Source organism: Deinococcus wulumuqiensis R12 (genome assembly GCF_011067105.1).
Taxonomy (GTDB): Bacteria; Deinococcota; Deinococci; order Deinococcales; family Deinococcaceae; genus Deinococcus; species Deinococcus wulumuqiensis.
On record NZ_CP049357.1, the window covers coordinates 1223732 to 1245382 of the forward strand.

A 21651-nucleotide genomic window follows, 5' to 3' on the forward strand; every position below is an offset into this window, starting at 1 on the left:
GCCCTGGTCTCCGGTTTTCCCCCCGGCACCATCCTGTCAACACTACCATAAGGTTTGGAAAAGCCGTGGAATGAGGAAGAGACGGACCTCTGCCTAATTTCCCCAGAGGCAGGACGACACCGCCTACGGCTTCATCGCCCCAAACCCATGTACCCAGCTGCGTTCCAGCGGCGGGTTCAGGGGTTGGGCGGCCAGGGCCTGCGCCGTTTCCGTCAGGGCCGCGTCGTGGGCCGGGTTGGTCCAGGCGGGGGACTGCACCAGCAGCAGGGCCTTCACCTCGTGGGCAGCGGGCCAGCCGTCGTCGGGGTCGGTCTGGCGGCGCAGCGTGACCCGCCCGTGCAACTCTGGAGGCAACCGGGGGCCGAACTCGCCCCAGGTGCGCTGGAGGTCGTGGCCCTCGGCAACGGGCAAGTCGGCGTGCCACCAGGGGTACAGACAGACATAGTGCCGAATCAGCCCCGCCGCCAGACCCAGTCCGGCCCAGTTGCCGGGGCGCAGCCGGGCCGGGTCGCCACTGAAGCTGGTCAGGTCGTGGTGGGAATCCACATTGAGCACGTCGCTGCCGGGAAACTGCCGGAGCCAGCCCCAGGCGTCGGCGTGGCTGAGCGTGACGAACGTAGGCACCCCCGCGTAACGCCGCAGCGCCTGCCAGCCCGCGTACAGCGGAAAGTCGGCGTCCAGCGCGGCCCAGCTTTCGCCTCCCCGTCGCCGGGCACGGCCTTGCCACGCGTCCAGACGGTCGGCGGGGCGGTCAGGGGTGCCCCAGATAGGCGCGTCGAAGACCAGTTCACGCGGGCCTGAAAAGGCGTCCCAGTCCACGCTGAGCAGCGTCACTCGGGGCGTGCCCCCGCCCGCTGCTCCAGCGTCCGCAGCACCTCCGCCGCGTGGCCCAGCGGATTCACCCGCTTCCAGTGAAAGGCGAGCTGGCCCGCCGGGTCGATCAGGAAGGTCTGCCGGGAGGCCAGGCCCAGCAGCCCCCCCACCCCACCCATCACCCCGTAGGCGCGGGCCACGGCGTGGTCGCCGTCGGGCAGCAGGGGAAACGACAGGCCGCAGCCTTCACGGAAGCGGGCCTGCTGCGCCTCGGTGTCGGTGCTCACGCCGATGACCTCGGCGCCCAGACGCCCAAACTCGGGCAGGGCCGCCTCGAAACGCTGCGCTTCCACCGAGCAGCCCGGCGTCCCGGCGCGGGGGTAGAAGTACAGCACGACCCAGCGGCCCCGGAGCTGCGTGAGGTCCATCAGGCGGCCGTCGTCGCTGCGGGTGCGGAACAGGGGGGCGGGCTGGCCGAGGCGGGGCGTCATGCGCCGAGTGTAACCGCGAGCGGACATATAGAGCATTTGACAAAAAGACGTTACGTCTTTTTGGCGAGCGGACTGGGACAGCTCGCAGAGAGCGAGTGCAAAACACTGAGCAGGGCGGACTTGCAAAGCTCCGCAGGAGAGAATGGAGTGATGCGGGGTGCCGTTCCGCGCATCACGTAATTCGGAGAACTGCTCTAGAGTGTCGGCCGTGACCGTGCAGGCCATGACCGTGCAGGCCCCGGCCCTCCTGACCTTGCCGCTGCGCCCCTACGCCGGGCGCCCGGTGCTGGTGGGGGTGTCGGGGGGCGCCGACTCGGTGGGCCTGCTGCGGGCGCTGCTGGAGGTGAACGCCCGCCCGGTGGTGGCCCACCTCGACCACGCCCTGCGGCCCGAATCGGTAGACGACGCCGCGTGGGTGCGCGAGCTGTGCGCCGAGCTGGGGGTGGCCCACACCGTGACGCGAATCGATGTGGGCGCGGTGGCGGCGCGGCGCGGCTGGAATCTGGAGGACGCGGCGCGGCGGCTGCGCTACGACGTGCTGAGCCGGGCGGCGAAAGAACACGGCTGCGAGGTCGTCCTGACCGCCCACACCCGGCGCGACCAGGCCGAAACGGTGCTGACCGAGGTGCTGCGCGGCGAGGGGACAGTGCGCGGGATTCCGCCGCAGCGCGGGCGGGTGCGGCGACCCTGGCTGAAGGTAGGGCGGGCCGACATCGAGGCGTACCTGCACGCGCTCGGGCAGGACTGGCGCGAGGACGCCAGCAACGCCGACCCGCGCTTGACCCGCGCCTGGATTCGCCAGGAGGTGATGCCGCTGCTGCTCTCGCGTTTTCCCGCCGCCGAGGTCGCCCTGGCCCGCGTGGCCGACCTCGGCGCCGAGGACGACGAAGCGCTGCGGGCGCTCGCCTCGCGCCTCAACCCCCACACGCCGCTGGAGGGCCAGCCGCCCGCCGTGCTGCGGCGCTGGGCGGCGGCGCAGTTGCGGGCGGCGGGGCTGGACTTCGGGGCCGAACACCTGCGCGACCTCGCCGGGGCGCTGGGTGAAGGTCGGACCCGGCACCTGACCCTGCCCGGCGAGCGTGAGGTGACCGTGACCGGCGGAGGCCTGCATGTCACTCCGGACCGCTGGCCGGACCCGGACTTCGACCTGCCGCCCGGCTGGACGCGGCGCACCCGGCAACCCGGCGACCGCATTCGGCTGCCGGGCGGCACCCGCAAACTCAGCGACGTGCTGACCGACGCCCAGGTGCCCCGCGCCGAGCGTGACCGCCTGCCGCTGCTGACCGACGAACGCGGCGCGGTGCAGTGGGTGGGGACGCGGCCCCCGCTGTGGGCAGCAGGCGCCCGTGAAACGCTCGGCCTGCCGGTAGACCCGCTGCACGCCGCGATGGGCGAAGCGCTGGCCCTGGCCCGGCAGGCGGCGCAGCGGCAGGAAGTCCCGGTGGGCGCGGTGGTCCTCGGCCCGGGCGGGCAGGTCATCGGCGGGGGCCGCAACACCTCACAGGAACACGGAGACATGACGCGGCACGCCGAACTCGCCGCGTTGCGGGAGGCGGCGGCTACGCTCGGCACGCCTTACCTGACCGGCTGCACGCTGGTGGTCACGCTCGAACCCTGCCCGATGTGCCTGGGGGCGGCCCTGGAAGCGCGGGTCGGGCGCATTGTCTACGGCGCCGCGAACCGGGGAGCGGGGGCGCTGGGCGGCGTCAGCGACCTGCTCGCCGGACACTGGGGCTGGCGGCCCGAGGTGCAGGGCGGCGTGCGGGCCGGTGAAGCGGCGCGGCTGCTGCGTGACACCTTCAGCGAAGTGCGCCGCCGCTCATTGCCCGAAGGCTGACACCCCGGCCCCGCGCAGCAGTCGCAGCACCAGCGCCAGCGGAAACCCGACGATGTTGGAGTAGTCGCCCTCCACCCGCTCGACCAGCGCCATGCCGACGCCCTGAATGCCGTAGCCTCCGGCCTTGTCCAGCCCCTCGCCACTGCGGGCGTAGAACTCGATTTCGGCCTCGGTCAGCGGGCGGAAGGTCACGTCGGTGCGCTCCACACCGCTCTGCTCCCCCACTGGCGAGATGACGCAAACACCCGTGTAGACCTGCTGCGTGCGGCCCGACTGCTGCCGCAGGAACTCGGCGTTCTCGGCTCCGTCGGCGGGTTTGGCGAGCAGGGTGCCGCCGAGGGCGACCACCGTGTCGGCGGCGATGACCACCGCGTCCGGATGCGCGGCAGCCACGGCGCGGGCCTTGAGCTGCCCGAGTGCGAGGGCGAGCCGCGCCGGGTCACGCTCCTGGCTGTCTTCCGCCTCGCCGCTCACGACCACCTCGAACGTGACGCCGAGATTGCCCAGGAGTTCACGGCGGCGCGGACTGCCCGAGGCGAGGATGACGCGGGGCTGAGGCGCCGTCATCAGTAGCCCGCTCCGTTCTCGCCGCCTGACACCAGTCCCACTCCGCCGGAGGTGCCGAGGCGGGTCGCTCCGGCCTCAATCATGGCCTGCGCGTCGGCTGGGGTGCGGACGCCGCCCGCCGCCTTGATCTGGGCGCGGCCCGCAATGACCTCGGCCATCAGCTTCACGTCCTCCACCGTGGCGCCGCCAGTCCCGAAGCCGGTGCTCGTCTTGACGAAGTCGGCGCCGCCCTGCACGGCGGCTTCGGTGGCACGGCGCTTTTGCTCGTCGCTGAGATAACAGGTTTCGATAATCACCTTGAGCACCTGCTCCGGCACCGCCCGGCGCACCGCCCGCACGTCGGCTTCCACCGCGTCCCAGTCTCCGGCCAGCGCCGAGCCGACGTGAATCACCATGTCGATTTCGTCGGCCCCGGCCTCGGCGCTCAGGCGGGCTTCCAGGGCCTTTTGTTCGGAGCTGACGGCCCCCAGCGGAAAGCCGCACACGGTGGCGACCTTCACGTCGCTGCCCTCCAGCCAGGCGCGGGCGTGCGGGATAAAGACCGGGTTGATGCACACCGCGTAGAACGAGTGCTGACGGGCTTCCTCGCAGAGGATACGGATGTCGGCCAGGGTCGCGGTGGCCTTGAGCAGCGTGTGGTCGATGTAGGGCGCGAGTTGCATAGCGGGAGTGTACCGGAGGCGCTGCCGGGAGCCGGGGCGGTCTGCCCGGGCGTGGCCTCCCTTTTCTTTTCCGTGCGACCTTCCGTTCACCTCTTTTTCGTATAAATTTGAATGAAATTTACTCCTTCGGCTGTTCTCCTGCCGGGGCGCCCTTCAAGATGTCCTGGGCCGCCTTGACCGCACTCAGGGCTGCCGGAACCCCCGCGTAGACGGCGACTTGATGCAGCACGTCGCTCAGGTCGCGCTCGCTGACGCCCGTGTTGGCGGTGGCGCGGAGGTGGCCCGCGAGTTCCTTTTCCCGGCCCAGAGCGGCCAGAATGCCGATGGTGACCATGTGGCGCTCGCGGTCGGTCAGCCCGCCCCGGCCCCAGACGGCGCCCCAGGCGTACTCGGTCAGAAAGCGCTGGAAGTCGGCCCCGAACGCGTCTTCCCCACCGGCAAAGGCCCGCTCCACGAACTCGGCGCCCATCACGGCGCGGCGCTTTTCCAGCCCCCGCTCGAACATTTCCTGTGACATGCGCCGAGCGTAGACGGTCACGCCCCGCAAGCCCCCGCGCAGTTCTAGACTCTGCCTATGCGAATCATGGCGGTCTTTGCCCATCCTGACGACGAAATCGGGTGCATCGGTACCCTCGCCAAGCACGCCCGGCGCGGCGACGAGGTGCTGCTGGTGTGGACCACCCTGGGCGAACTCGCCAGCCAGTTCGGAGACACTCCGCACGAAGAAGTGCGGCGGGTGCGGCGCGAACACGGCGCGTGGGTGGCGGAAAAAATCGGCGCGGCCTACCACTTTTTCGACATGGGCGACAGCCGCATGACCGGCGGACGCGACGAGGCCCTGCAACTCGCCCGGCTCTACGCGACCTTCCGGCCTCACGCGGTTCTCACCTGGAGCGACGACCACCCGCACCCCGACCACCGCATGACGGCCAAAATCGCGTTTGACGCCCTCACGCTCGCCCGCATTCCCAAGATTCTGAACGAGGCGGGCACGGAGGCGGCGGCCCTCTCCCCCGCGCCCGACCTCGGCGGGGACGCGGCGCCGGAAAGCGGCGAGGACATCCGGCGGCTCGAAGCCTGGCGGGAGCCGGTGCGCTTTTATCAGTACTACGCCCCGGCCAGTCCTTACCCCGAGGTGTTCGTGGACACCACCGAAACTGCGGACGTGGCCGCCGAGGTGATGGCCTTTTACCACGCGTTCTACAAGTGGCAGTGGACCCCCGAACAGTTTCGCGCCTCGCGCGCCCAGGTCGGGCGGCTGTGCGGGGCGAGCGACGCCGAGCGCTTTACCCTGCGGGCCAGTCACCTGAAAGCGCGGCAATTTCTGGACTGACACCCCTTTGAACAATAGATGGGGCATTTCTGTCTATTTTCCCAACAGGGCGAGTCAAAGAAAAGACAGGATGAACCGGGGCAGAGGAAGGCGCCCCTCTTCTGGCGATTCCAAAGAATAATTCCGCGCCGGAGGGGTCAGGCAGATGAGGGCAGCGGCGCCCAGTTCTCACTTTGAGGGCCTATGTTCGGGACTGCCATGTCTGCTTCCCGCTGCTCCCTTCTGCCGCTCGTGGCCCTGCTGGGGCTGGGGACGGCCGGGCTGGGTGGTCCCGGAACCTCCGCGCTGGCCTCGGCGGAGTTGCCCGCCGCGCTGGCGGCCCGGGTGACGGCCCTGCTGCCCGGCCCCGAGCAGACGGTACAGGTCGTCAAACGCGGCTCACGAATCGCCACCGTCAACCTTCAGCAGCACGTGACCTCGGTGGGAGGCAGCCCGGCGGCGTTGCGGACGGTGCTCGCCTCGGCGGCGCGGGGGCAGGTGCCGAGCTACGACGCACGGCTGGGCATCACCCGCGAGCAGTTTGGGGCGTACCTCGCCTTTCAGCCGGTGCTGGTGCCGAGCGGCAAAAGCCTGAAACTGCCGCTGCTGCGCACGTCCCAGCGCCTGACCTTTCCCGAGCAGTCCAGCGTTCCGGCGCTGCTGCGCGGCCTGAGCTTCGACCTGCGCAGCGGTGAGGTGCAGGTGCCCGAAGGCTTCAGCTTCAAGCCCGTGCGGGTGTCGGCCAGCACCGCCACCGACCGCAGCATCGACCTGCGCGGCGGCGTGCAGTGGAAGATGCACGGCTACGACCCCATCAGTCAAAACGGGATTCACGGCCAGCTCAGCCTGCACCAGCTCGGCAGCGGTCAGGTGCTGCTGACCTACCAGCGCACCAACATGCTGCGCGGGGTTCCCGGCGAAGAAGCCGAGATTCTGCTGACCTATTCCCGCTGATACGCCACCCAAACAGAGCGCGGCGGGGGGCGGCCCTTTCCGAATCCCCCAGAGCCACGATTCGGACAACTTCGTCTCATACGGATTCCGCTAAATTCCTGCACAGTCGGAACTACACCGCCTGTGCATCCATATCGCGAAATCCGTATCTTTTCCTACTCCTTTCAGTCGGATTGAATCCAGAAATCTGCTGGATTCAATCGGAATCCGTATCAAGCCCTACTCCCCCTCTGGCGCTGTGGGGTCGTCGGGCGCGGCCAGAACCACCAGCGCGTCGGAGACCCGCAGCGGCAGAGGCCCGCTGCCGGGAAAAAGAGCGTCCAGAACGTCCTGCGGGGTGGGGTGCAGCCGTTCCAGGGCGCGGCCCGCCTCGCGCCAGATTCCGGCGTGAAAAGGCCGCAGCGCCGGGTCGGTCAGCGCCTGACGCAGGCCCAGGAGAGTTTCGCCCGCCTGCCGGGGGGCTTCTGCCAGTTGCACCTGCACTTCCACCGCGAGCAGCTGGGCGCTGAGGGCCGGGTCGGCTTCCTGGGCACCGGGCAAGCCCAGCCGCACCCGGCGCAGCAGGGCGTGTGCCCGCCCGAGTTCACCCAGGGCCGGGGCCGGGTCGCCCGCCCGCACGAAGGCCTCGGCCCTCAGCGCCCGCACCTGGGCCTCGGCGTAGGGGTGGTCGGTCATGTCGAGGGCGCGGCCGAGGTCTTCCAGCGCCTGCCGGGGGTCGGGCTGCGCCAGCGCCCGCGCCAGGTGCATGTCGAACACCAGAAGCTGCTCACGGTCACTCTGGCCCGCAGGAACCTGCAACAGGTCGCCAAGCAGGGTGCGGGCGTACATCAGGTCGGGGGCGTCGTGTTCGGGGCCGCCGAAGGGTTGCAGGTACGGCACGCCGCGCCCCCGGGTCAGGTAGGCGAGGGCCACGCGGTACTGGGTGCGGCGGACCCGGTAGGTCACTTCGGCCCGGCGTCCCCCCTCGCCGCGCAGCAGGGTCAGCGCCTGGGCCGCCTGGGTCAGCGCCTCGTCCGGGCGGCCCAGGGCGAGCAGCACCGGCACCTGCTCGGACAGCAGCCGCGCCCGCAGCACCGCGTCCACCGAACGGGGCCGGTCGGCAGGAAGCAGCTCCAGCGCCTGCCCGAACAGCCGCAGGGCATTCGCCGCGTGTCCCAGGCGACGCTGGGCGGTGGCAGCCCGGCCCAGCACCCGCGCCCGCTCCTCGGGGTTGGCCCCGGCCGCTTTCAGGCGGCGGGCGGCGTCGCTCAGGGCGGCGTAGGCGGCGGCGGGCTGCCCCAGCCGCAGCCGCAGGTCCCCTTCCTGATACCGCGCCCGCGCCGAAAGCAGCGGACTGCTGTCCGGCACCGCGCCGAGGTGGTCGAGCGCCTCTGCCCAGCGTCCGGCGTCCTTGGCGACCAGCCCGCGCCACAGCCGCGCCCGGGGTCCCGACTGCGCGGTGCGTGGGTCATTGACCGCCCGCGTCGCTTCCTCGATGTCACCCCGCCAGCGGGCGAGCGCCGCCTGCACCAGCAGCCCGTCGGACTGGGCGGCCAGGCTCCAGTCGTCCGTCCGGCCCCCCGTCAACTCCCCGAGCTGCGCTTTTTCCAGCTGGGTCTGCGCCGTCCCGAACTCGCCCGCGTCGAGGCTGCTCTCGGCCAGCTTGACACGTGCCCAGGCGTGCGCGGCGCCCTCGGCTTCGAGCAGCACGAACAGCGCGTCACGGGCGGCGGGGGCGTGGTACTCGCCCCGGCTGGCGTGGTGGGTGACGACGGCCCGCGCCAGTCCCTCACGCTCGGGGGAAGTCGCCCCGGCCCGGATGCGGCGCCACAGGGCCGGAAGGTGCCGGGCGTCGTCGGGCCGGGCGCGGACATGACGCTCGAGCAGGCTCCATTCGCCCAGCGCCGCCAGAGCCGCCAGTCGGTAGGGCACCACCTCGGGGGCCGGGTCGCCCTGCGCCGCCTGCACGAAGCGCCGGGTCGCCGCCTGCACCTCGGCCTCGGGCAGCAGCGGCAGCGCCAGCCACAGCAGGGGCCGGGGGCGCCAGCCCAGCACGCCTTCGCCCGCTTCACCCTGGCCCGTTGAACTTTGCCCAGACGCGCCTTCCCCGGACGCCCCTTCTCCAGACGCACTCTCGCCCGCTGGCCCCGTCACCGCTTCGAGCAGGCTGCGGGCGTGCAGGGGCAGCGCCGTGACTTCGCCGCCCAGCGCCAGGGCCAGCGCCCCGGCAGCCAGGACCGGGGCGTTGCCCGGCGGCGCCACCGCGTCACGGGCGCCCGCAGGTGGGGGAAGCAGCGCCGCTGCCGCGCAGGCCAGGCGGCGCACGTCGGGGTCGGACAGCAGCCGCGCCGCGTTGCCGCCCGCGCCGGCCAGCAGCGCCAGGCGGTCAAGGTTGCGCCCGGTTTCCCGCGCCAGACTGTCGGCCACCGGGCGGGGCACCCCCAGGCGGCTCATCAGGTAGGCCCGCGCCTCGGTCAGGGTGGGGGGCTGCAACTCCGTGATTTCCCCGGCGTCCGGCGGCCACCCCGCCGTGTCCTCCAGGGCGAACAGCACACTGACCCCGGGCGGGATGTGGCGGCGCAGCACCTCGGCGGCCCAGGCAGCGGCGGTCGTGGGGACGCCGCCGGGCAAGCGGGGCGGGTCGTTGCCGAAATGCAGGTTCTCGGTCACGCGCACCAGCAGGGCGCTGCCCACAGGCAAGCGGTCAGGCGGCAACAGTGCCCGCACCACGTCGAGCTGCCGGGCGGCCAGCGACGCGAACGACCGGTCCCGCAGCCCTGCTCCGCCCGCCAGAGCCAGCAGGTCGCCGCTGAGGTTGAGACGCTCGACTGGCACCCCGGCCTGTTGCAGCGCCGCCGCGAGGTGGTCGAGCAGCACCGTCTTGCCCGCCCCGGCGCGGCCCGCCACCACCAGCCGGGGACTGCGGCCTGCCCGCACCCCGGCCAGAAATTGCTTGTAGACCCGCTTCTTGCTGCGGCCCAGCAGTTCCAGCTCGGGCGGCAACGGGGCCGGTTCCTGCGCCGGGGTCAGCAGGTCGAGCGACAGGCCCGCTTCCTGAGCCAGCTCCCCCAGCAGCCCGGCGAGCAGGCGTTTGTCGGCGGCGGTGCCCACGTCGCGGTACACGATGTTGCGCAGCGCCGCCGGGTTGCCGCCCCTGGCCCGCAGCTCGGCTTCCAGCCAGCGCAGGCTGCCGCGCTGCACCCCGCCTGCCCCCGGCGGAAGCGCGGCACGTATCTCGGCCAGGGCCGCTTTCCAGTCCACGTTCTCAGCCTAGAGCATTCGACAAAAGAACGCAGTGATTTTGTCCGAGCGGAGCGAGTAGATTTCGACGAGCAGGACGGACTTGTAAAGCTGCGAAGCAGACTGGTACAGCTCCGCAGGAGAGAATGGAGCGGGTGGCGGTGCTGCTTCCGACACACACGTAATTCGGAGAGCTGCTCTAGAGCATTTGACAAAAAGACGTTGCGTCTTTTTGGCGAGCGGAGCGAGTGCAAAACACTGAGCAGGGCGGAGAATGGAGTGATGCGGGGCGCTGTTCCGCGCATCACGTAATTCGGAGAACTGCTCTAGACCCTGTGGCTTCCCCCGGTGACGTGAAGTCCAGCCAGCCGCCTCGCCCCCACCCGCAGTCCTGGCCTACCGGCAGTGAGTTTTGCCACAGCAGGCCGACTTTTGGACCGTGTACAGAACTGCACCGGGTGCAGAACAACCCGGCGAGCGTGCCCCCAACGGGGGGTTTCTCCGGGTGCCCCCTGATTGTGTATACTCGGTTCAGTTTCCCAAACGACCAACCCAGCCATCCGTTTCGTGTTTGTCCCTGGCCGCCGTGCCGGGCACAGTTCTGGAGGAATGTCCATGCGTAACCCTGTGTTTGCCCTGTCCGCCCTGGCCCTGACCCTCGCCGTGAGCACCGCCGGCGCCCAGTCCCTGTCTTCCGCCCAGGCCCTGTACACGCAGGGCAAGTGGCAAGACGCCGCCAACGCCGCCGCCGCCCTGAAGACCAGCGCCGGGTACGCCCTGGCTGCCGAAGCGACCACCAACGGTGCGGGTCTGGTGGCCGACGGCCAGAAAAAGGCGCTGTTCAGCAAGGCGCAGGACTACGCCAAGCAGGCCATCGCCGCCGACAAGAACAATGCCGACGCCTACTTCGAGCTGGCCCGCGCCCAGGGACGCCTGGCTCAGTTCAGCGGCATTCTTCAGAGCCTGGGCATGGCCAAGGACATGAAGAAGAACCTCGACACCGCCGTCAAGCTCAACCCCAACCTGGCGAGCGCCTACGTTGCCCTGGGCCTGTGGCATGCCAACCTGGACGCCAAGGGAGCCATCGCCCGCAGCTCCACCGGAGCGAGCCGGGCACAGATCGCGCCCAACTTCGAGAAGGCCATCGCCCTGGAGCCGGGCAAGGCCGTTCACCGCATCGAGTACGCCAACGCCCTGCTGCTTCAGGGCAACAAGGCGGGCGCCAAGGCCCAACTGGAAAAGGCCGTCGGCATGAGTGGCAGCACCTTCTGGGAAAAGCGCGACGTGGCGACGGCCCAGGCTATGCTCGCCAAGCTCAAGTAACCACGTTTGGTCCAGGCTGCCCTCAGTGGGCAGTCTTTTTTTGCTCCTGTGGCCAGCCCGGCTCAAGGTCATCTTAAGGCCCTCCTGAGCCTGCATCTCACCGCCGGATGTCAGCCTGGGGCCATGACCCAGACCAGAGACCTCACCGGCAAGAAAATCGCCATCCTCGCCACCGACGGTGTGGAAGAAGTCGAGCTGACCAGCCCCCGTCAGGCCATCGAAGCGGCGGGCGGCCAGACGGAACTCATCGGCCTCAAGTCCGGCGAGATTCAGTCCATGAAGGGCGACATCGAGCCGCAGGCCAAATACCAGGTGGACCGGACCGTTTCCGAAGTCAAGGCCAGCGACTACGACGGCCTGCTGCTGCCCGGCGGCACCGTAAACCCCGACAGCCTGCGTCTGGATGAGACCGCCATGCGCTTCGTCCGCGACATGTACGACGCGGGCAAACCCATCGCCGCCATCTGCCACGGCCCCTGGAGCCTCTCGGAAACCGGCATCGCCCAGGGGCTGAAAATGACCTCGTGGCCGAGCCTGAAGCGCGAGCTGACGCTGGCCGGCGCGCAGTGGGTGGACGAGGAGTGCGTGACCGACAAGGGCGTGGTGACGAGCCGCAATCCGGACGACCTGCCCGCCTTCAACAAGAAGATGATCGAGGAGTTTGCCGAGGGCGACCACAGCAGCCGCCGTCAGTAAGACGGCAAGACAAACAGGAGTGGGAGGCCGGGGCAAGACGCTCTGGCCTCCCGCTCCTGTTTGTTCCTTTGGTCGGTTCCCTCAAGCGCGGCCAGCCTGCGCGGCGCGAAAGGTGCCCCCGGCTGACTGCACCTCGACCTCATCTGCTAGAATCTCTGTTCGGGTATCCCGCCCACCTTCCGAACTCTGGAATTGCGGCGGGTTTTTTTGTGCCAATTCAGGCTCATAAGGGCTGATGGCTGAAGGCCGAGGGCCGAAAGCTAAAAGCTCCGTACCGAGGGAGCAACTATGGAATACAGGAACATCGCCATCATCGCGCACGTCGACCACGGAAAAACCACGCTGGTGGACGGCCTGCTCAAGCAGACGCTGGAACTCAAGCACGGCGAGGAAATCGCCGAACGCGCGATGGACTCCAACGACCTGGAGCGCGAGCGCGGCATCACCATTCTGGCGAAGAACACGGCGGTCGAGTACGGCGGCATCAAGATCAACATCGTGGACACCCCCGGTCACGCCGACTTCGGGGGCGAAGTGGAGCGCGTGCTGGGCATGGTGGACGGCGCCCTGGTGCTGGTGGACGCCGCCGAAGGCCCCATGCCCCAGACCCGCTTCGTGCTGAAAAAGGCCATCGAGCTGGGCCTCAAGCCCATCGTGGTGGTCAACAAGATCGACCGCAATGACGCCCGCCCCGAGGAAGTCGTCAACCTGACCTTCGACCTGATGGCCGAACTCGGCGCCAGCGACGACCAGCTCGACTTTCCGGTGCTGTACGCGATTGCCCGTGAAGGCAAGGCGTTCAAGGACCTCGAGCAGCCCCGCGAGGACTTCAAGGAACTGTTCGACATGGTGCTGGAGCACATTCCCGCGCCCAAGGTCGACCTCGAAGCGCCGTTCCAGATGCTGGTCACCAACCTCGACTACTCCGAGTACCTGGGCCGCATCGTGCTGGGCCGGGTGGCGCGCGGCACCGTCAAGAAGGGCGAATTCGTGCAGCTGATGCACAAAGACGGCACCATGACCAAGACCCGCGTCGTGCAGCCCTTTACCCACATGGGCCTCAAGCGCATCGAGGTGGACGAAGTGGGCGCCGGGGACATCGTGGCGCTGGCCGGAATCGAGGACGCACAGATCGGGGAAACCATCGCCGACCTCGCGGAACCCGAGGCCCTGCCCATCATCACCGTGGACGAACCCACCGTGAGCATGACCTTCCAGCCCAACACCAGCCCCTTCGCGGGCAAGGAAGGCAAGTACGTCACTTCGCGCCACCTGAACGACCGCCTGAAAAAGGAAGTCATGACCAACGTGTCGCTCAAGGTGGAAGAAGTGCGCCCCGACGAATTTGTGGTGTCCGGACGCGGCGAACTGCACCTGAGCATCCTGCTCGAAACCATGCGCCGCGAGGGGTACGAAGTGCAGGTCGGCAGCCCCCGCGTGATTACCCGCGAAATTGACGGCGTGAAGCACGAGCCGGTCGAGCACCTCGTCATCGACGTGCCCGAGCAGCACGCCAGCACCGTGATTGGCGTTCTGGGCGCCCGCAAGGGTCAGATGGTCAACATGGAACCCCAGGGCAGCCGCGTGCGCGTGGAATTCAAGATTCCGGCCCGCGCCCTGTTCGGCTTCCGCACCCAGTTCCTGTCCATGACCCAGGGCGAAGGCATCATGAGCCACATCTTCGACGGCTACGCGCCCTGGGCCGGGGACCTCAAGACCCGCCAGAACGGTTCGCTGGTCAGCATGGAAGACGGCACCTCCTTCGCCTACTCCATCTGGAAACTCCAGGACCGGGGCAGCTTCTTCATCGACGCCGGGCAGGAAGTGTACGTGGGCATGATCGTGGGTGAAAACGCCCGCGAGCAGGACATGAACGTCAACGTCTGCAAGAACAAGAAGCTGACCAACGTCCGCTCCTCGGGCGCCGACGAAGCCCTGACCCTGATTCCCCCCAAGCGCCTCTCGCTCGAAGACGCCCTGGAATACATCGCCGAGGACGAACTCGTCGAACTGACCCCCCAGAGCATCCGCCTGCGCAAGAAGGTGCTCAACCCGAGCTTCCGCAAGTAATACGGATTCCGCTTAATTCCTGCACAGTCGGGCCTATACAGTTGGGAAGGCGCCGCCTGTGCATCCATATCGCAGAATCCGTATTTCTTCCTACTCGCATCCGCTCTGCTGCGCAGCTTTGCAAGTCGGATTGAATCTGAAACTACCAGATTCAATCGGAATCCGTATAAGCCCTACTTCTTCGAAAAGGACCAGACACCTGCTCGTGTCTGGCCCTTTTCGTTTGAGGTTCTTCTGGACCCTTACCCGTTCCCAGCCTCAGCCATCGCGCCGCAGCTTTTCTCCCGGCGCACTCTCGGCGCGGGTGCCGAGGTGGATGACGGCGTAGTGCCCGGTCAGGTGGGCTTCCTCGGCCTGGGCCGCGGCGCGGAGTTCGGGCGAAACGGGCAGGTGGACCTCGTAGACGGCGGTGTCGTAGGCGCTTTTGACCACCGCCCGCAGCAGGCCCCGGCGCATGTCCTCGTCCTGCGCGTCGTCCAGCACCAGAGCGCGGACCAGCAGGGCCGGACGGTCCCCCTGCCACACGCTCTGGGCAAGCACGTAGCCGCGCACCCGGTCGTCGTGGTCCTCAGCGACAAAGGAGTGCCCGCTGCGCTCGTAGTGCCGCAGGGCGGCGAGGCTGCTGCTCAGGCGGCCTTCGCGTTCGCGTTCGGGCAAGGTGTCGTAGCCGGGGGCCTCACGGCGCTGGGCGGCCAGGTCGAGGGCCTGCATGGTCTCAAAGTCGGGTTCGGTAAAGGCACGGTAACGAAAGAGCGTCATGGCCCCGAGGGTAGCGCGGGCCGGCAGCGTAAGGTTGGCAGAAACTTCCAGCTCGGCCCCTGGGGCAGGCTGACACTTCCCCGGATATCCAGCTCGGTGGACGTCGCGGCCAGCTCGCTGCGCACGACCACCATGTTCCAGCCGCGCTTGAAGCGGTAATCGAGCGTGACCCGCGCGGCGCTCACATCCCTGCCCCCCACGCTGCACTTCAGGGTGCCCTGAACGGTGGCGGACCGGTCCGCGTAGACGAGCAGCTTCAGGGTCGTCACGGTGCCCGAATCGTCGGCCAGAGCCGTGGACTGCGGCAGCAACTCCCCGACACGTTTACCCCCCACGCTGTAGAACCCGCCGTCCACGACCAGCAGGTGCGCCGCCGGATGGTCGAGCACCGGCCTTCCCTGGCAGGTGAGCGGCCTGTCCGATTGCCAGAGCGTCACAGGCAGGCCGCTTTCGGGAGACGCGGACACCACCTCGTCCGGCAGGGTCGCAGGCAGGGTCAGCAGATAGCCGCCGCCAGCGTCCACCTCGGCGGTCAGGACCTTGACCTGCCGGGCGCCTGCGCCACTGGTCAGGGTGGCGGTCCCTGCCTGCGGCGGAAACAGGACAGATCCCCGGACCACCGCAGAGGGCGGGCCGGAAGGGGCAGGCGTCCCTCCACAGGCGCTCAGCCAGGCCAGGCCACCCAAAAGAAGCAGTGAGGTGCAGCGGTGAGGTCGCATCATGCGAATAATTTCACACTGGCCTTCCCGACAGATGAATCCTGCTCCCCCAATGAACACTGGCCCGATGACCTGTGCCCTGCGGCCCGGATCGACAAGCCGCCGCGCGTCAGGTTTCGTAGGTGCGGGCCACACTCGTCAGGACGCTGCGGTACTCGCCGGGAGTAATCAGGCCCATCGCCAGCGCGTGACTCGCCGCGTTGAGGCTGTCGGCGGCCAGCACCAGGTCCACGCCCGCTTTGCGGACCTCCTCGCGCAGCTTCAGAACGCTGCTGTCCCGCCCCGCCTCGGTCACGTCACGGATGTAGACGGCCAGCACTCGCCCCGGATGACGGCGCACGACCTCGGCATAGATTTCCGGGTCCTTTTCGCCGCTGTCGCCCACCAGCACGAACTTCAGGTCAGGGTAGCGCTGGAAAATCCGCTCGATCACGCCGTGCTTGTAACCGCCGTGTCCGCCGAGCAGGTCCATGCCCCAGTTGCGCAAAAAGAGCGGCCCCAGCGGAATCCGCCGGTAGTCCAGAAACTGCCACAGCAGGTCGAAAAAGTTCCAGGGGCTGCTCGAAACGTAAAAGATGGGGTTGCGGGCCTCGCCTTCGCGGGTCAGCGCCCGGTACAGCGCCCCCACGCCCGGAAACGGCGAGCGGGTGCGGGCGTTGCCGGTCAGACTGGTCATCAGCATCCGGGGCAGGCTGGTCACGTCCGACTGAATCACGGTGTCGTCGAGGTCGCTGATGATGCCGAACCGGGCGCCCGCCACCACCTGCACGCGGGCGCGGGCGGCCCCCTCCTGGCGGCCCTCCATCTGCAACTCGACCTCGTGCCACCCGGCGGGCACGGGCGCGGCGGGGGCAAAGCGCAGGGTGAAATAGCCGTCGCTGTCGCTCACGCCGCTGACCGTCTGCCCCCCCAGCGTGCCCGCCACGCGCACCCCGCCCACCTCGCGCGAGAACAGGCGGCGCACCACATTGCGAAAGTTGCGCCAGCGCGGGTCACCCTTGCGGGCGGGCGCCAGGGCGCGGGGGAGCAGCACCCGCCCGGTCAGCTCGACCTCGGCGGGGGTGCCCCAGCCCACGTACGGCTGCAAAATCAGCTTGCCGCGCAGTCGCCGGGGCTGGATATAGCCGCTGAAGGCCCGGTCGGTCACCACCACGGCCCGCTCCAGAACAGGCAGCAGGGTCTTGAAAGCCATCTTGGCGGTCTTGGCTGCAGTCACGCCGCCCAGTCTAAAAGCCCCTCCCCTTTCCACGCACCCCCGGGGCGGCGCGCCTTTCTTAACTTCCTGTCTCCGCTGCCCTTCTCCCTCCAGGCCAGGCCCGCACGAAGGCCCGCGCCTCCTCCACACTGCCCACCTCGCCCAAGGCCCGCGCCTCGGCCAATGCCCGCAGCACCTCGCCCACCCGGGGGCCGGGGAGCAAGCCGAGCAGCGCCATCACGTCTTCTCCGCCCAGCAGCGGCGCGGGGGCGGCAGGCTGCTCCTCCAGGGCGGCCAGGACGCGCTCCATCGCCAGGGCGTAGGCATGACGGCTGCCCGGTGTGCTGCTCGGCCCCCGCGCGGCTTCGCGGTCGGCCAGCATCAGGCTCAGCAGGTCGGGGAGCAGGTCACGGCGGCGGTGAACGAAGCGCCGCGCCTCCGTCTCGTTGGCCGGAAGCTGAACCATGTGGGCCTTGACGAGCGCGGCGGCCCGCTTGACCTCCTCGCCGGGCAATTTGAGGCGGGTCAACATCTGCGTGCTCAGGTCGGCCCCCACCCGGTCATGGCCGTGAAAGCTGCGGCGGCCCGTTTCCGGGTCGAGGGCCAGGGTGCGCGGTTTGCCCACGTCATGCAGCAGGGCGGCCCAGCGCAGGGGCAGGTCGGCGTCGGGGCGGCGCCCAAGCAGCTGGTGCAGCGCTTCCAGATTGTGATGAAACACGTCCAGATGATGAAAGCCGCCCTGCTCCACCCCGCGCCCTTCCGGCAGTTCCGGGAGCGTCAGCGCGAGCAGCCCCAGGTCGTCCAGGGTGAGCAACCCCCGCGCCGCTTCGGGCGACTGCAGCAGCGCGTGAACCTCGTCGCGAATCCGCTCCCAGGCGGGAAAAGGCAGGTGGCCCGCTTTCAGGTCGGACGCCACCTGCCGGACGGCCCGTTCGGTCTGCCGCTCCAGCGTGAAGCCGAGGGTGGTGACGAACCGCGCCGCCCGCCACGCCCGCAACGGGTCGGCCCGCAGGTTGTCCTCCGAGACCATCCGCAGCACGCGGCGTTTCAGGTCGCCCTGCCCGCCGAGCAGGTCGAGCACCCGGCCCCCCTCCCGAATCGCCAGCGCATTGACCGTGAAATCGCGCCGCCGCAGGTCGTCTTCCAGGCTGGCGGGCAAAGGCACGAAGTCGTGCTGCACGTCGCCCGCCGTCACCCGCCAGTAGCCGCGTGCCTCGTCGAGTGCAAAGGCCGAGCCGCCGACCTGCGCCGCCTGTGCCCGTGCCCCGGCCTCCGGGTCGGGCAGCGCCCAGTCGTAGTCTCTGGGCGTCACCCCCCGCAACCAGTCCCGCGCCGCGCCGCCGACCAGCACCGCGCCGGGGGGAAACGGGGGCAGGGGCGGGCGGCGGCGAAACATGGGGGCATGGTAGTGCAGCGGTGACAGGCCCCATGCCTAAAGGCAGGGGCTTCTCAGACCACGGCATGAGGTTGTCCTCTCCCGTTAAGGCCCGAAGGGACAGCCCGTCCCAGAACATTCTTTGCGGCGTTGTGGTCGGCGTTCGCCTCATGGCCGCAGGACACACACACGAACATCGCCTGAGAGCGCCTGTTGGCCTTCTCGGTATGTCCGCACGCATGGCAGCGTTGTGAGGTGAAGCGCGGGTCTACGCCGATGACTCTCCGTCCAGCATCTGCCGCTTTGAGGGAGAGAAGGTTGAGAAACTGGCCCCACCCAACATCGTGAATCGAGCGGGCAAGATTGCCTTGCCCCATACCCTTCACGTTCAGGTCTTCATGGGCGATCAGGTCGTGCTGATTGACGAGGGTGCGGGCCGCCTTGTGGTGGAAGTCCAAGCGTTGCCGCGCCACTTTGCGATGAATGCTGGCGACGTGCTGCCTGGCCTTCCTGCGGCGCTTGCTGCCCCGCTTCTTGCGGGACAGGGACCGCTGAGCCACCCGGAGCTTTTTCAGGGTGGACTGAAGGAAGCGGGGGTTGTCCACGAACTCCCCATCGGAGGTGATGAGGAAGTGGGTGGTGCCGAGGTCGAGTCCCACGGCGCTGCCCGTGTCGGGCAGCGGACGGGTGGGGGCATCACAGACGTAGACCGCATACCACTCGTTGCCCTCCTTCTTGATGGTGAGCGTCTTGGGCTTGCCCTCCATCGGGCGGTGCATCTTCATCCGCACGTTACCGATGTTCGGGAGGTAGATACGCCCAGTGTCCAGCACCTTTCCGGGACCGAACCACGTCCCTCGGCTGTTGTCCCAGACCTGCTTGAACGCAAAGCTGTTCCAGCGGTCTTGCCCCTTGAACCGGGGGTAGCCCGCCGTGACGCCCTGCTTCACGCGCCGAAAGAACCCTTGAAAGGCCCGGTCCAGTTGAGTGACCACGCCCTGAAGGACGTGTGCGTGAACTCTCTTGAACTCCGGGCGCACTGCCTTGACTTCGGGTAGGGAGCGCATCTGTTCGTAGACAGAGACGCTCTTGCCCGCCTTTCGGTAGGCATCCCGGCGTTCCTGAAGGGCGGCGTTGTACAACTCCCGCGTGAGGTGCAGGGTGTCCAGCAGCGCCGTTTCCTGCGCTTTGGTGGGGTAGAGGCGATAGCGGAAGGCCCTCATTCAGACGCCCTTTTGATTCTCGACGTACTGCTTGATGACCGACAGCGGAGCGCCGCCCACCGTCGAAACAAAGTACGAGTTGGTCCAGAGGGTCGGGAGCCGGGATTTCAGCCACGGGAACTCTTGGCGCAGAATGCGACTGGAACGCCCTTTGGCGAGCTTGACGAACGTGTGGATGCCGAACTGGGGGTCTACCTCCACCAACAGGTGAACGTGGTCGGGCATGATTTCCACTGCCAGCAGTTCACACGCTTTGTCGGTGCAAAGCTCGTTCAGGATGTCCTTGAGCCGTACATCTACGCCTTCTACCAGCACGCTTCTACGGTACTTGGGCGTCCAGACAACGTGGTACTTGCAGGAGTAAACCACATTGCGATTGGACTTGTACCGGAGCGCCAATTTCGCCATAAGGGCGTTATATATGAGGCAGCTATCTAATGCAAGGCTTCAGCCTCAATGCCTCCTTTGGAGGCGAACCGCTCACCCCATCCCTGAAGGGAGGGGCTTGCGCGGTTCAATTGGTCAGCAGACGGACGGCGCCGGATGACCCGCCCAGGCTGCATAACGTTCTTCCGCCCCTCAGCCAAAGGGCGTCCAGCACGCATTTTTTATGACGAAATGCATCGATTTGACAGGAGGCGTATAGGTCGTTATTCTGTCTTTATCACCGTCCGAGAAGGGCGGATTTTTTTGTGCTTCATCTCCCAGGACATCAACGGCATCGAAGAGGACGCGGCCCACGAGTTGCCCCGCCCGCCGCGCCCCTCAAAAACTGGATTTAGACCATCACCGGCTCGGTGTACTCGCCGTACACGGTTTTCAGCACGTCCATCTGCTCACCCAGGGTGCAGTAGGCGTGGGCGCATTCCAGGAAGGCGGGCATGGAGTTCGCACCTGTCACGGCGGTGTCGCGCAAAGCTCCCAGTGCTCTCTCGGCCCGCTGCGGGTCGCGTTCGCGCTTGACCTGGGCGAGACGGCTGGCCTGCAACTCCTCCACGGCGGGGTCGATGATCTGGATGGGCACTTCCACCGCGTCCTGCACGTACTCGTTGACGCCCACGATGATGCGGTCTTTGGTCTCGACCTCGCGCTGGTAGCGGTAGGCGGCCTCGGCCATTTCCAGCTGGAAAAAGCCGTTGTCGATGCCCGCTTCCACACCGCCCATCATGCGAATCTGCTCGATGTAGCCCATCGCGGCGGCTTCGATGTCGTCGGTGAGTTTCTCGACGTAGTAGCTGCCCGCCAGCGGGTCGATAACACCCGCCACGCCGGTCTCGTAGGCGATGATTTGCTGGGTGCGCAGGGCAATCGCGGCGCTTTCCTCGGTGGGCAGGGCCAGCGCCTCGTCGAAGGCGTCGGTGTGGAGGCTCTGGGTGCCGCCCAGCACAGCGGCGAGGGCCTGAATAGCGACGCGGGCGATGTTGTTCAGCGGCTGCTGCGCGGGCAGGCTTACGCCAGCGGTCTGCGAGTGCGTGCGGAGCATCCAGCTTTTCGGATTTTTCGCGCCGTAGCGGTCACGCATCTGCCGCGCCCAGATGCGGCGGGCAGCCCGCAGCTTGGCGATTTCCTCGAAAAAGTCGTTGTGGATGTCCCAGAAAAAGCTGATGCGCGGCGCGAACTCGTCGATGTCCAGCCCGCGTTCCAGCGCCTTTTCCACATAGTGGAAGCCGTCGGCCAGCGTAAACGCCAGTTCCTGCACGCCCGTCGCACCCGCCTCACGGATGTGGTAGCCGCTCACCGAGATGAAGTTCCACTTGGGCAGCACTTTCGGCCCCCACTCGAACGTGTCGATGACCAGTTTCACGCTGGGGCTGGGCGGGTAGATGAATTCCTTCTGCGCGATGAATTCCTTGAGGATGTCGTTCTGGATGGTGCCGCCGACTCTGGTCAGGTCTTTGCCCTGCTTCTGCGCGTTGGCGATGTACATGGCCCAGATGGCGTTGGCGGGGCTGTTGATGGTCATGGAGGTCGTGACCGCTTCGGGGTCGATGCCCCGGAACAGGATTTCCATGTCGGCGAGGCTGCTGACCGCCACGCCGCACTTGCCCACCTCACCCTTGCTGAACGGATGGTCGGAGTCGTAGCCCATCAGCGTGGGCAGGTCGAAGGCGGTACTCAGGCCCGTCTGCCCGGCCTTCAGGAGCGAGTGAAAGCGTTCGTTGGTCTGCTCAGCGCTGCCGAAGCCCGCGAACATCCGCATCGTCCAGAGTTTGCCCCGGTACACGCTGCTCTGCACGCCGCGCGTGTACGGGAATTCGCCGGGGTAGCCGAGGTCGCGCCCCGCGTCCCAGTCCTTCAGGTCGTCGGCGGTGTAAATCGGCTCCGGGTCCATGTCGGACAGGTTCTTGAAGTTGTACTTGCGCTCGGGAAATTTCTGGGTGGCAGGCTGGTAGACGCTCTGCATCCACTCGTTTTTCGTCTTCATGGGCATGGGGG

The 21651-nt window shown here is 68.0% G+C and carries 19 protein-coding genes; 6 read left to right on the plus strand and 13 right to left on the minus strand.

The features are described from left to right. Positions 1 to 123: 123 nt before the first annotated feature. Both G6R31_RS06060 and G6R31_RS06065 read right to left on the minus strand, forming a co-directional pair. Entirely contained in the window at positions 124 to 834 is a 711-nt protein-coding gene (locus G6R31_RS06060) for a hypothetical protein (protein ID WP_017869909.1), read from the minus strand. Next, positions 831 to 1304, minus strand: a complete 474-nt coding sequence (locus G6R31_RS06065) for a peroxiredoxin (RefSeq protein ID WP_017869910.1) — start codon at positions 1302 to 1304, stop codon at positions 831 to 833. Before G6R31_RS06065 ends, G6R31_RS06060 begins: the two co-directional genes overlap by 4 nt. Before the next feature lie 223 nt (positions 1305 to 1527). On the opposite strand from G6R31_RS06065, the gene tilS reads away from it, so the two are divergent. Continuing rightward, the gene (gene tilS / locus G6R31_RS06070) at positions 1528 to 3141 is read left to right on the plus strand and encodes a tRNA lysidine(34) synthetase TilS (RefSeq protein WP_029732762.1); all 1614 of its coding nucleotides are present in this window, start codon (positions 1528 to 1530) and stop codon (positions 3139 to 3141) included. Here the strand turns inward: tilS and G6R31_RS06075 are convergent. From G6R31_RS06075 to pcaC, 3 genes are all read right to left on the minus strand, one after another. Next, positions 3124 to 3708: a Maf family nucleotide pyrophosphatase gene (locus G6R31_RS06075; protein WP_017869912.1), complete on the minus strand. Its 585-nt coding sequence runs from the start codon at positions 3706 to 3708 to the stop codon at positions 3124 to 3126. The two genes, tilS and G6R31_RS06075, sit on opposite strands and share 18 nt — an antisense overlap. Continuing rightward, complete coding sequence (deoC, locus tag G6R31_RS06080; RefSeq protein WP_017869913.1) at positions 3708 to 4370, minus strand: deoxyribose-phosphate aldolase; 663 nt, start codon at positions 4368 to 4370, stop codon at positions 3708 to 3710. Before deoC ends, G6R31_RS06075 begins: the two co-directional genes overlap by 1 nt. A gap of 118 nt (positions 4371 to 4488) precedes the next feature. After that, the gene (pcaC, locus tag G6R31_RS06085; protein WP_017869914.1) at positions 4489 to 4887 is read right to left on the minus strand and encodes a 4-carboxymuconolactone decarboxylase; all 399 of its coding nucleotides are present in this window, start codon (positions 4885 to 4887) and stop codon (positions 4489 to 4491) included. Between the two features lie 57 nt (positions 4888 to 4944). On the opposite strand from pcaC, the gene G6R31_RS06090 reads away from it, so the two are divergent. Next, positions 4945 to 5703, plus strand: coding sequence for a PIG-L deacetylase family protein (locus G6R31_RS06090; protein ID WP_025567330.1), 759 nt, complete (start codon positions 4945 to 4947; stop codon positions 5701 to 5703). A 198-nt stretch (positions 5704 to 5901) separates the two neighbouring features. Then, positions 5902 to 6636, plus strand: coding sequence for a hypothetical protein (locus G6R31_RS06095; RefSeq protein ID WP_225983356.1), 735 nt, complete (start codon positions 5902 to 5904; stop codon positions 6634 to 6636). 219 nt (positions 6637 to 6855) lie between these two features. Here the strand turns inward: G6R31_RS06095 and G6R31_RS06100 are convergent, their stop codons facing one another. Beyond that, the gene (locus G6R31_RS06100) at positions 6856 to 9876 is read right to left on the minus strand and encodes a helicase HerA-like domain-containing protein (RefSeq protein WP_017869917.1); all 3021 of its coding nucleotides are present in this window, start codon (positions 9874 to 9876) and stop codon (positions 6856 to 6858) included. Positions 9877 to 10470: 594 nt separating this feature from the next. Here G6R31_RS06100 and G6R31_RS06105 point away from each other — a divergent pair. From G6R31_RS06105 to typA, 3 genes are all read left to right on the plus strand, one after another. Then, the gene (locus tag G6R31_RS06105; RefSeq protein WP_025567332.1) at positions 10471 to 11178 is read left to right on the plus strand and encodes a tetratricopeptide repeat protein; all 708 of its coding nucleotides are present in this window, start codon (positions 10471 to 10473) and stop codon (positions 11176 to 11178) included. Positions 11179 to 11301: 123 nt separating this feature from the next. Next, on the plus strand, positions 11302 to 11874 hold the full coding sequence (locus G6R31_RS06110) for a type 1 glutamine amidotransferase domain-containing protein (RefSeq protein ID WP_017869919.1): 573 nt from the start codon (positions 11302 to 11304) through the stop codon (positions 11872 to 11874). Positions 11875 to 12162: 288 nt separating this feature from the next. Continuing rightward, on the plus strand, positions 12163 to 13944 hold the full coding sequence (gene typA / locus G6R31_RS06115; RefSeq protein ID WP_017869920.1) for a translational GTPase TypA: 1782 nt from the start codon (positions 12163 to 12165) through the stop codon (positions 13942 to 13944). A gap of 258 nt (positions 13945 to 14202) precedes the next feature. On the opposite strand, the gene G6R31_RS06120 is transcribed toward typA, so the two are convergent. The 7 genes from G6R31_RS06120 to G6R31_RS06150 form a co-directional block, all read right to left on the minus strand. Beyond that, on the minus strand, positions 14203 to 14703 hold the full coding sequence (locus G6R31_RS06120; RefSeq protein ID WP_017869921.1) for a DUF1999 domain-containing protein: 501 nt from the start codon (positions 14701 to 14703) through the stop codon (positions 14203 to 14205). Then, positions 14700 to 15425, minus strand: coding sequence for a hypothetical protein (locus G6R31_RS06125; RefSeq protein WP_225983357.1), 726 nt, complete (start codon positions 15423 to 15425; stop codon positions 14700 to 14702). Before G6R31_RS06125 ends, G6R31_RS06120 begins: the two co-directional genes overlap by 4 nt. Before the next feature lie 106 nt (positions 15426 to 15531). Next, complete coding sequence (locus tag G6R31_RS06130; RefSeq protein WP_040384160.1) at positions 15532 to 16614, minus strand: App1 family protein; 1083 nt, start codon at positions 16612 to 16614, stop codon at positions 15532 to 15534. An 82-nt stretch (positions 16615 to 16696) separates the two neighbouring features. Next, complete coding sequence (locus tag G6R31_RS06135; RefSeq protein WP_017869924.1) at positions 16697 to 18013, minus strand: HD domain-containing protein; 1317 nt, start codon at positions 18011 to 18013, stop codon at positions 16697 to 16699. A 53-nt stretch (positions 18014 to 18066) separates the two neighbouring features. Next, entirely contained in the window at positions 18067 to 19215 is a 1149-nt protein-coding gene (locus G6R31_RS06140) for an RNA-guided endonuclease InsQ/TnpB family protein (RefSeq protein WP_017869925.1), read from the minus strand. Next, positions 19216 to 19614, minus strand: a complete 399-nt coding sequence (gene tnpA / locus G6R31_RS06145; RefSeq protein WP_152423542.1) for an IS200/IS605 family transposase — start codon at positions 19612 to 19614, stop codon at positions 19216 to 19218. 379 nt (positions 19615 to 19993) lie between these two features. Further along, the gene (locus tag G6R31_RS06150) at positions 19994 to 21640 is read right to left on the minus strand and encodes a methylmalonyl-CoA mutase family protein (RefSeq protein WP_025567349.1); all 1647 of its coding nucleotides are present in this window, start codon (positions 21638 to 21640) and stop codon (positions 19994 to 19996) included. Positions 21641 to 21651 lie beyond the last annotated feature (11 nt).

Coding starts and splice junctions, on each gene's coding strand:
- pcaC (WP_017869914.1), bottom strand. CDS start 4,887: ATGTCACAGGAAATGTTCGAGCGGGGGCTGGAAAAGCGCCGCGCCGTG.
- G6R31_RS06140 (WP_017869925.1), bottom strand. CDS start 19,215: ATGAGGGCCTTCCGCTATCGCCTCTACCCCACCAAAGCGCAGGAAACG.
- G6R31_RS06075 (WP_017869912.1), bottom strand. CDS start 3,708: ATGACGGCGCCTCAGCCCCGCGTCATCCTCGCCTCGGGCAGTCCGCGC.
- G6R31_RS06150 (WP_025567349.1), bottom strand. CDS start 21,640: ATGAAGACGAAAAACGAGTGGATGCAGAGCGTCTACCAGCCTGCCACC.
- G6R31_RS06105 (WP_025567332.1), top strand. CDS start 10,471: ATGCGTAACCCTGTGTTTGCCCTGTCCGCCCTGGCCCTGACCCTCGCC.
- G6R31_RS06120 (WP_017869921.1), bottom strand. CDS start 14,703: ATGACGCTCTTTCGTTACCGTGCCTTTACCGAACCCGACTTTGAGACC.
- typA (WP_017869920.1), top strand. CDS start 12,163: ATGGAATACAGGAACATCGCCATCATCGCGCACGTCGACCACGGAAAA.
- deoC (WP_017869913.1), bottom strand. CDS start 4,370: ATGCAACTCGCGCCCTACATCGACCACACGCTGCTCAAGGCCACCGCG.
- G6R31_RS06095 (WP_225983356.1), top strand. CDS start 5,902: ATGTCTGCTTCCCGCTGCTCCCTTCTGCCGCTCGTGGCCCTGCTGGGG.
- G6R31_RS06065 (WP_017869910.1), bottom strand. CDS start 1,304: ATGACGCCCCGCCTCGGCCAGCCCGCCCCCCTGTTCCGCACCCGCAGC.
- G6R31_RS06130 (WP_040384160.1), bottom strand. CDS start 16,614: ATGGCTTTCAAGACCCTGCTGCCTGTTCTGGAGCGGGCCGTGGTGGTG.
- tilS (WP_029732762.1), top strand. CDS start 1,528: ATGACCGTGCAGGCCCCGGCCCTCCTGACCTTGCCGCTGCGCCCCTAC.
- G6R31_RS06125 (WP_225983357.1), bottom strand. CDS start 15,425: ATGATGCGACCTCACCGCTGCACCTCACTGCTTCTTTTGGGTGGCCTG.
- G6R31_RS06090 (WP_025567330.1), top strand. CDS start 4,945: ATGCGAATCATGGCGGTCTTTGCCCATCCTGACGACGAAATCGGGTGC.
- G6R31_RS06110 (WP_017869919.1), top strand. CDS start 11,302: ATGACCCAGACCAGAGACCTCACCGGCAAGAAAATCGCCATCCTCGCC.
- G6R31_RS06135 (WP_017869924.1), bottom strand. CDS start 18,013: ATGTTTCGCCGCCGCCCGCCCCTGCCCCCGTTTCCCCCCGGCGCGGTG.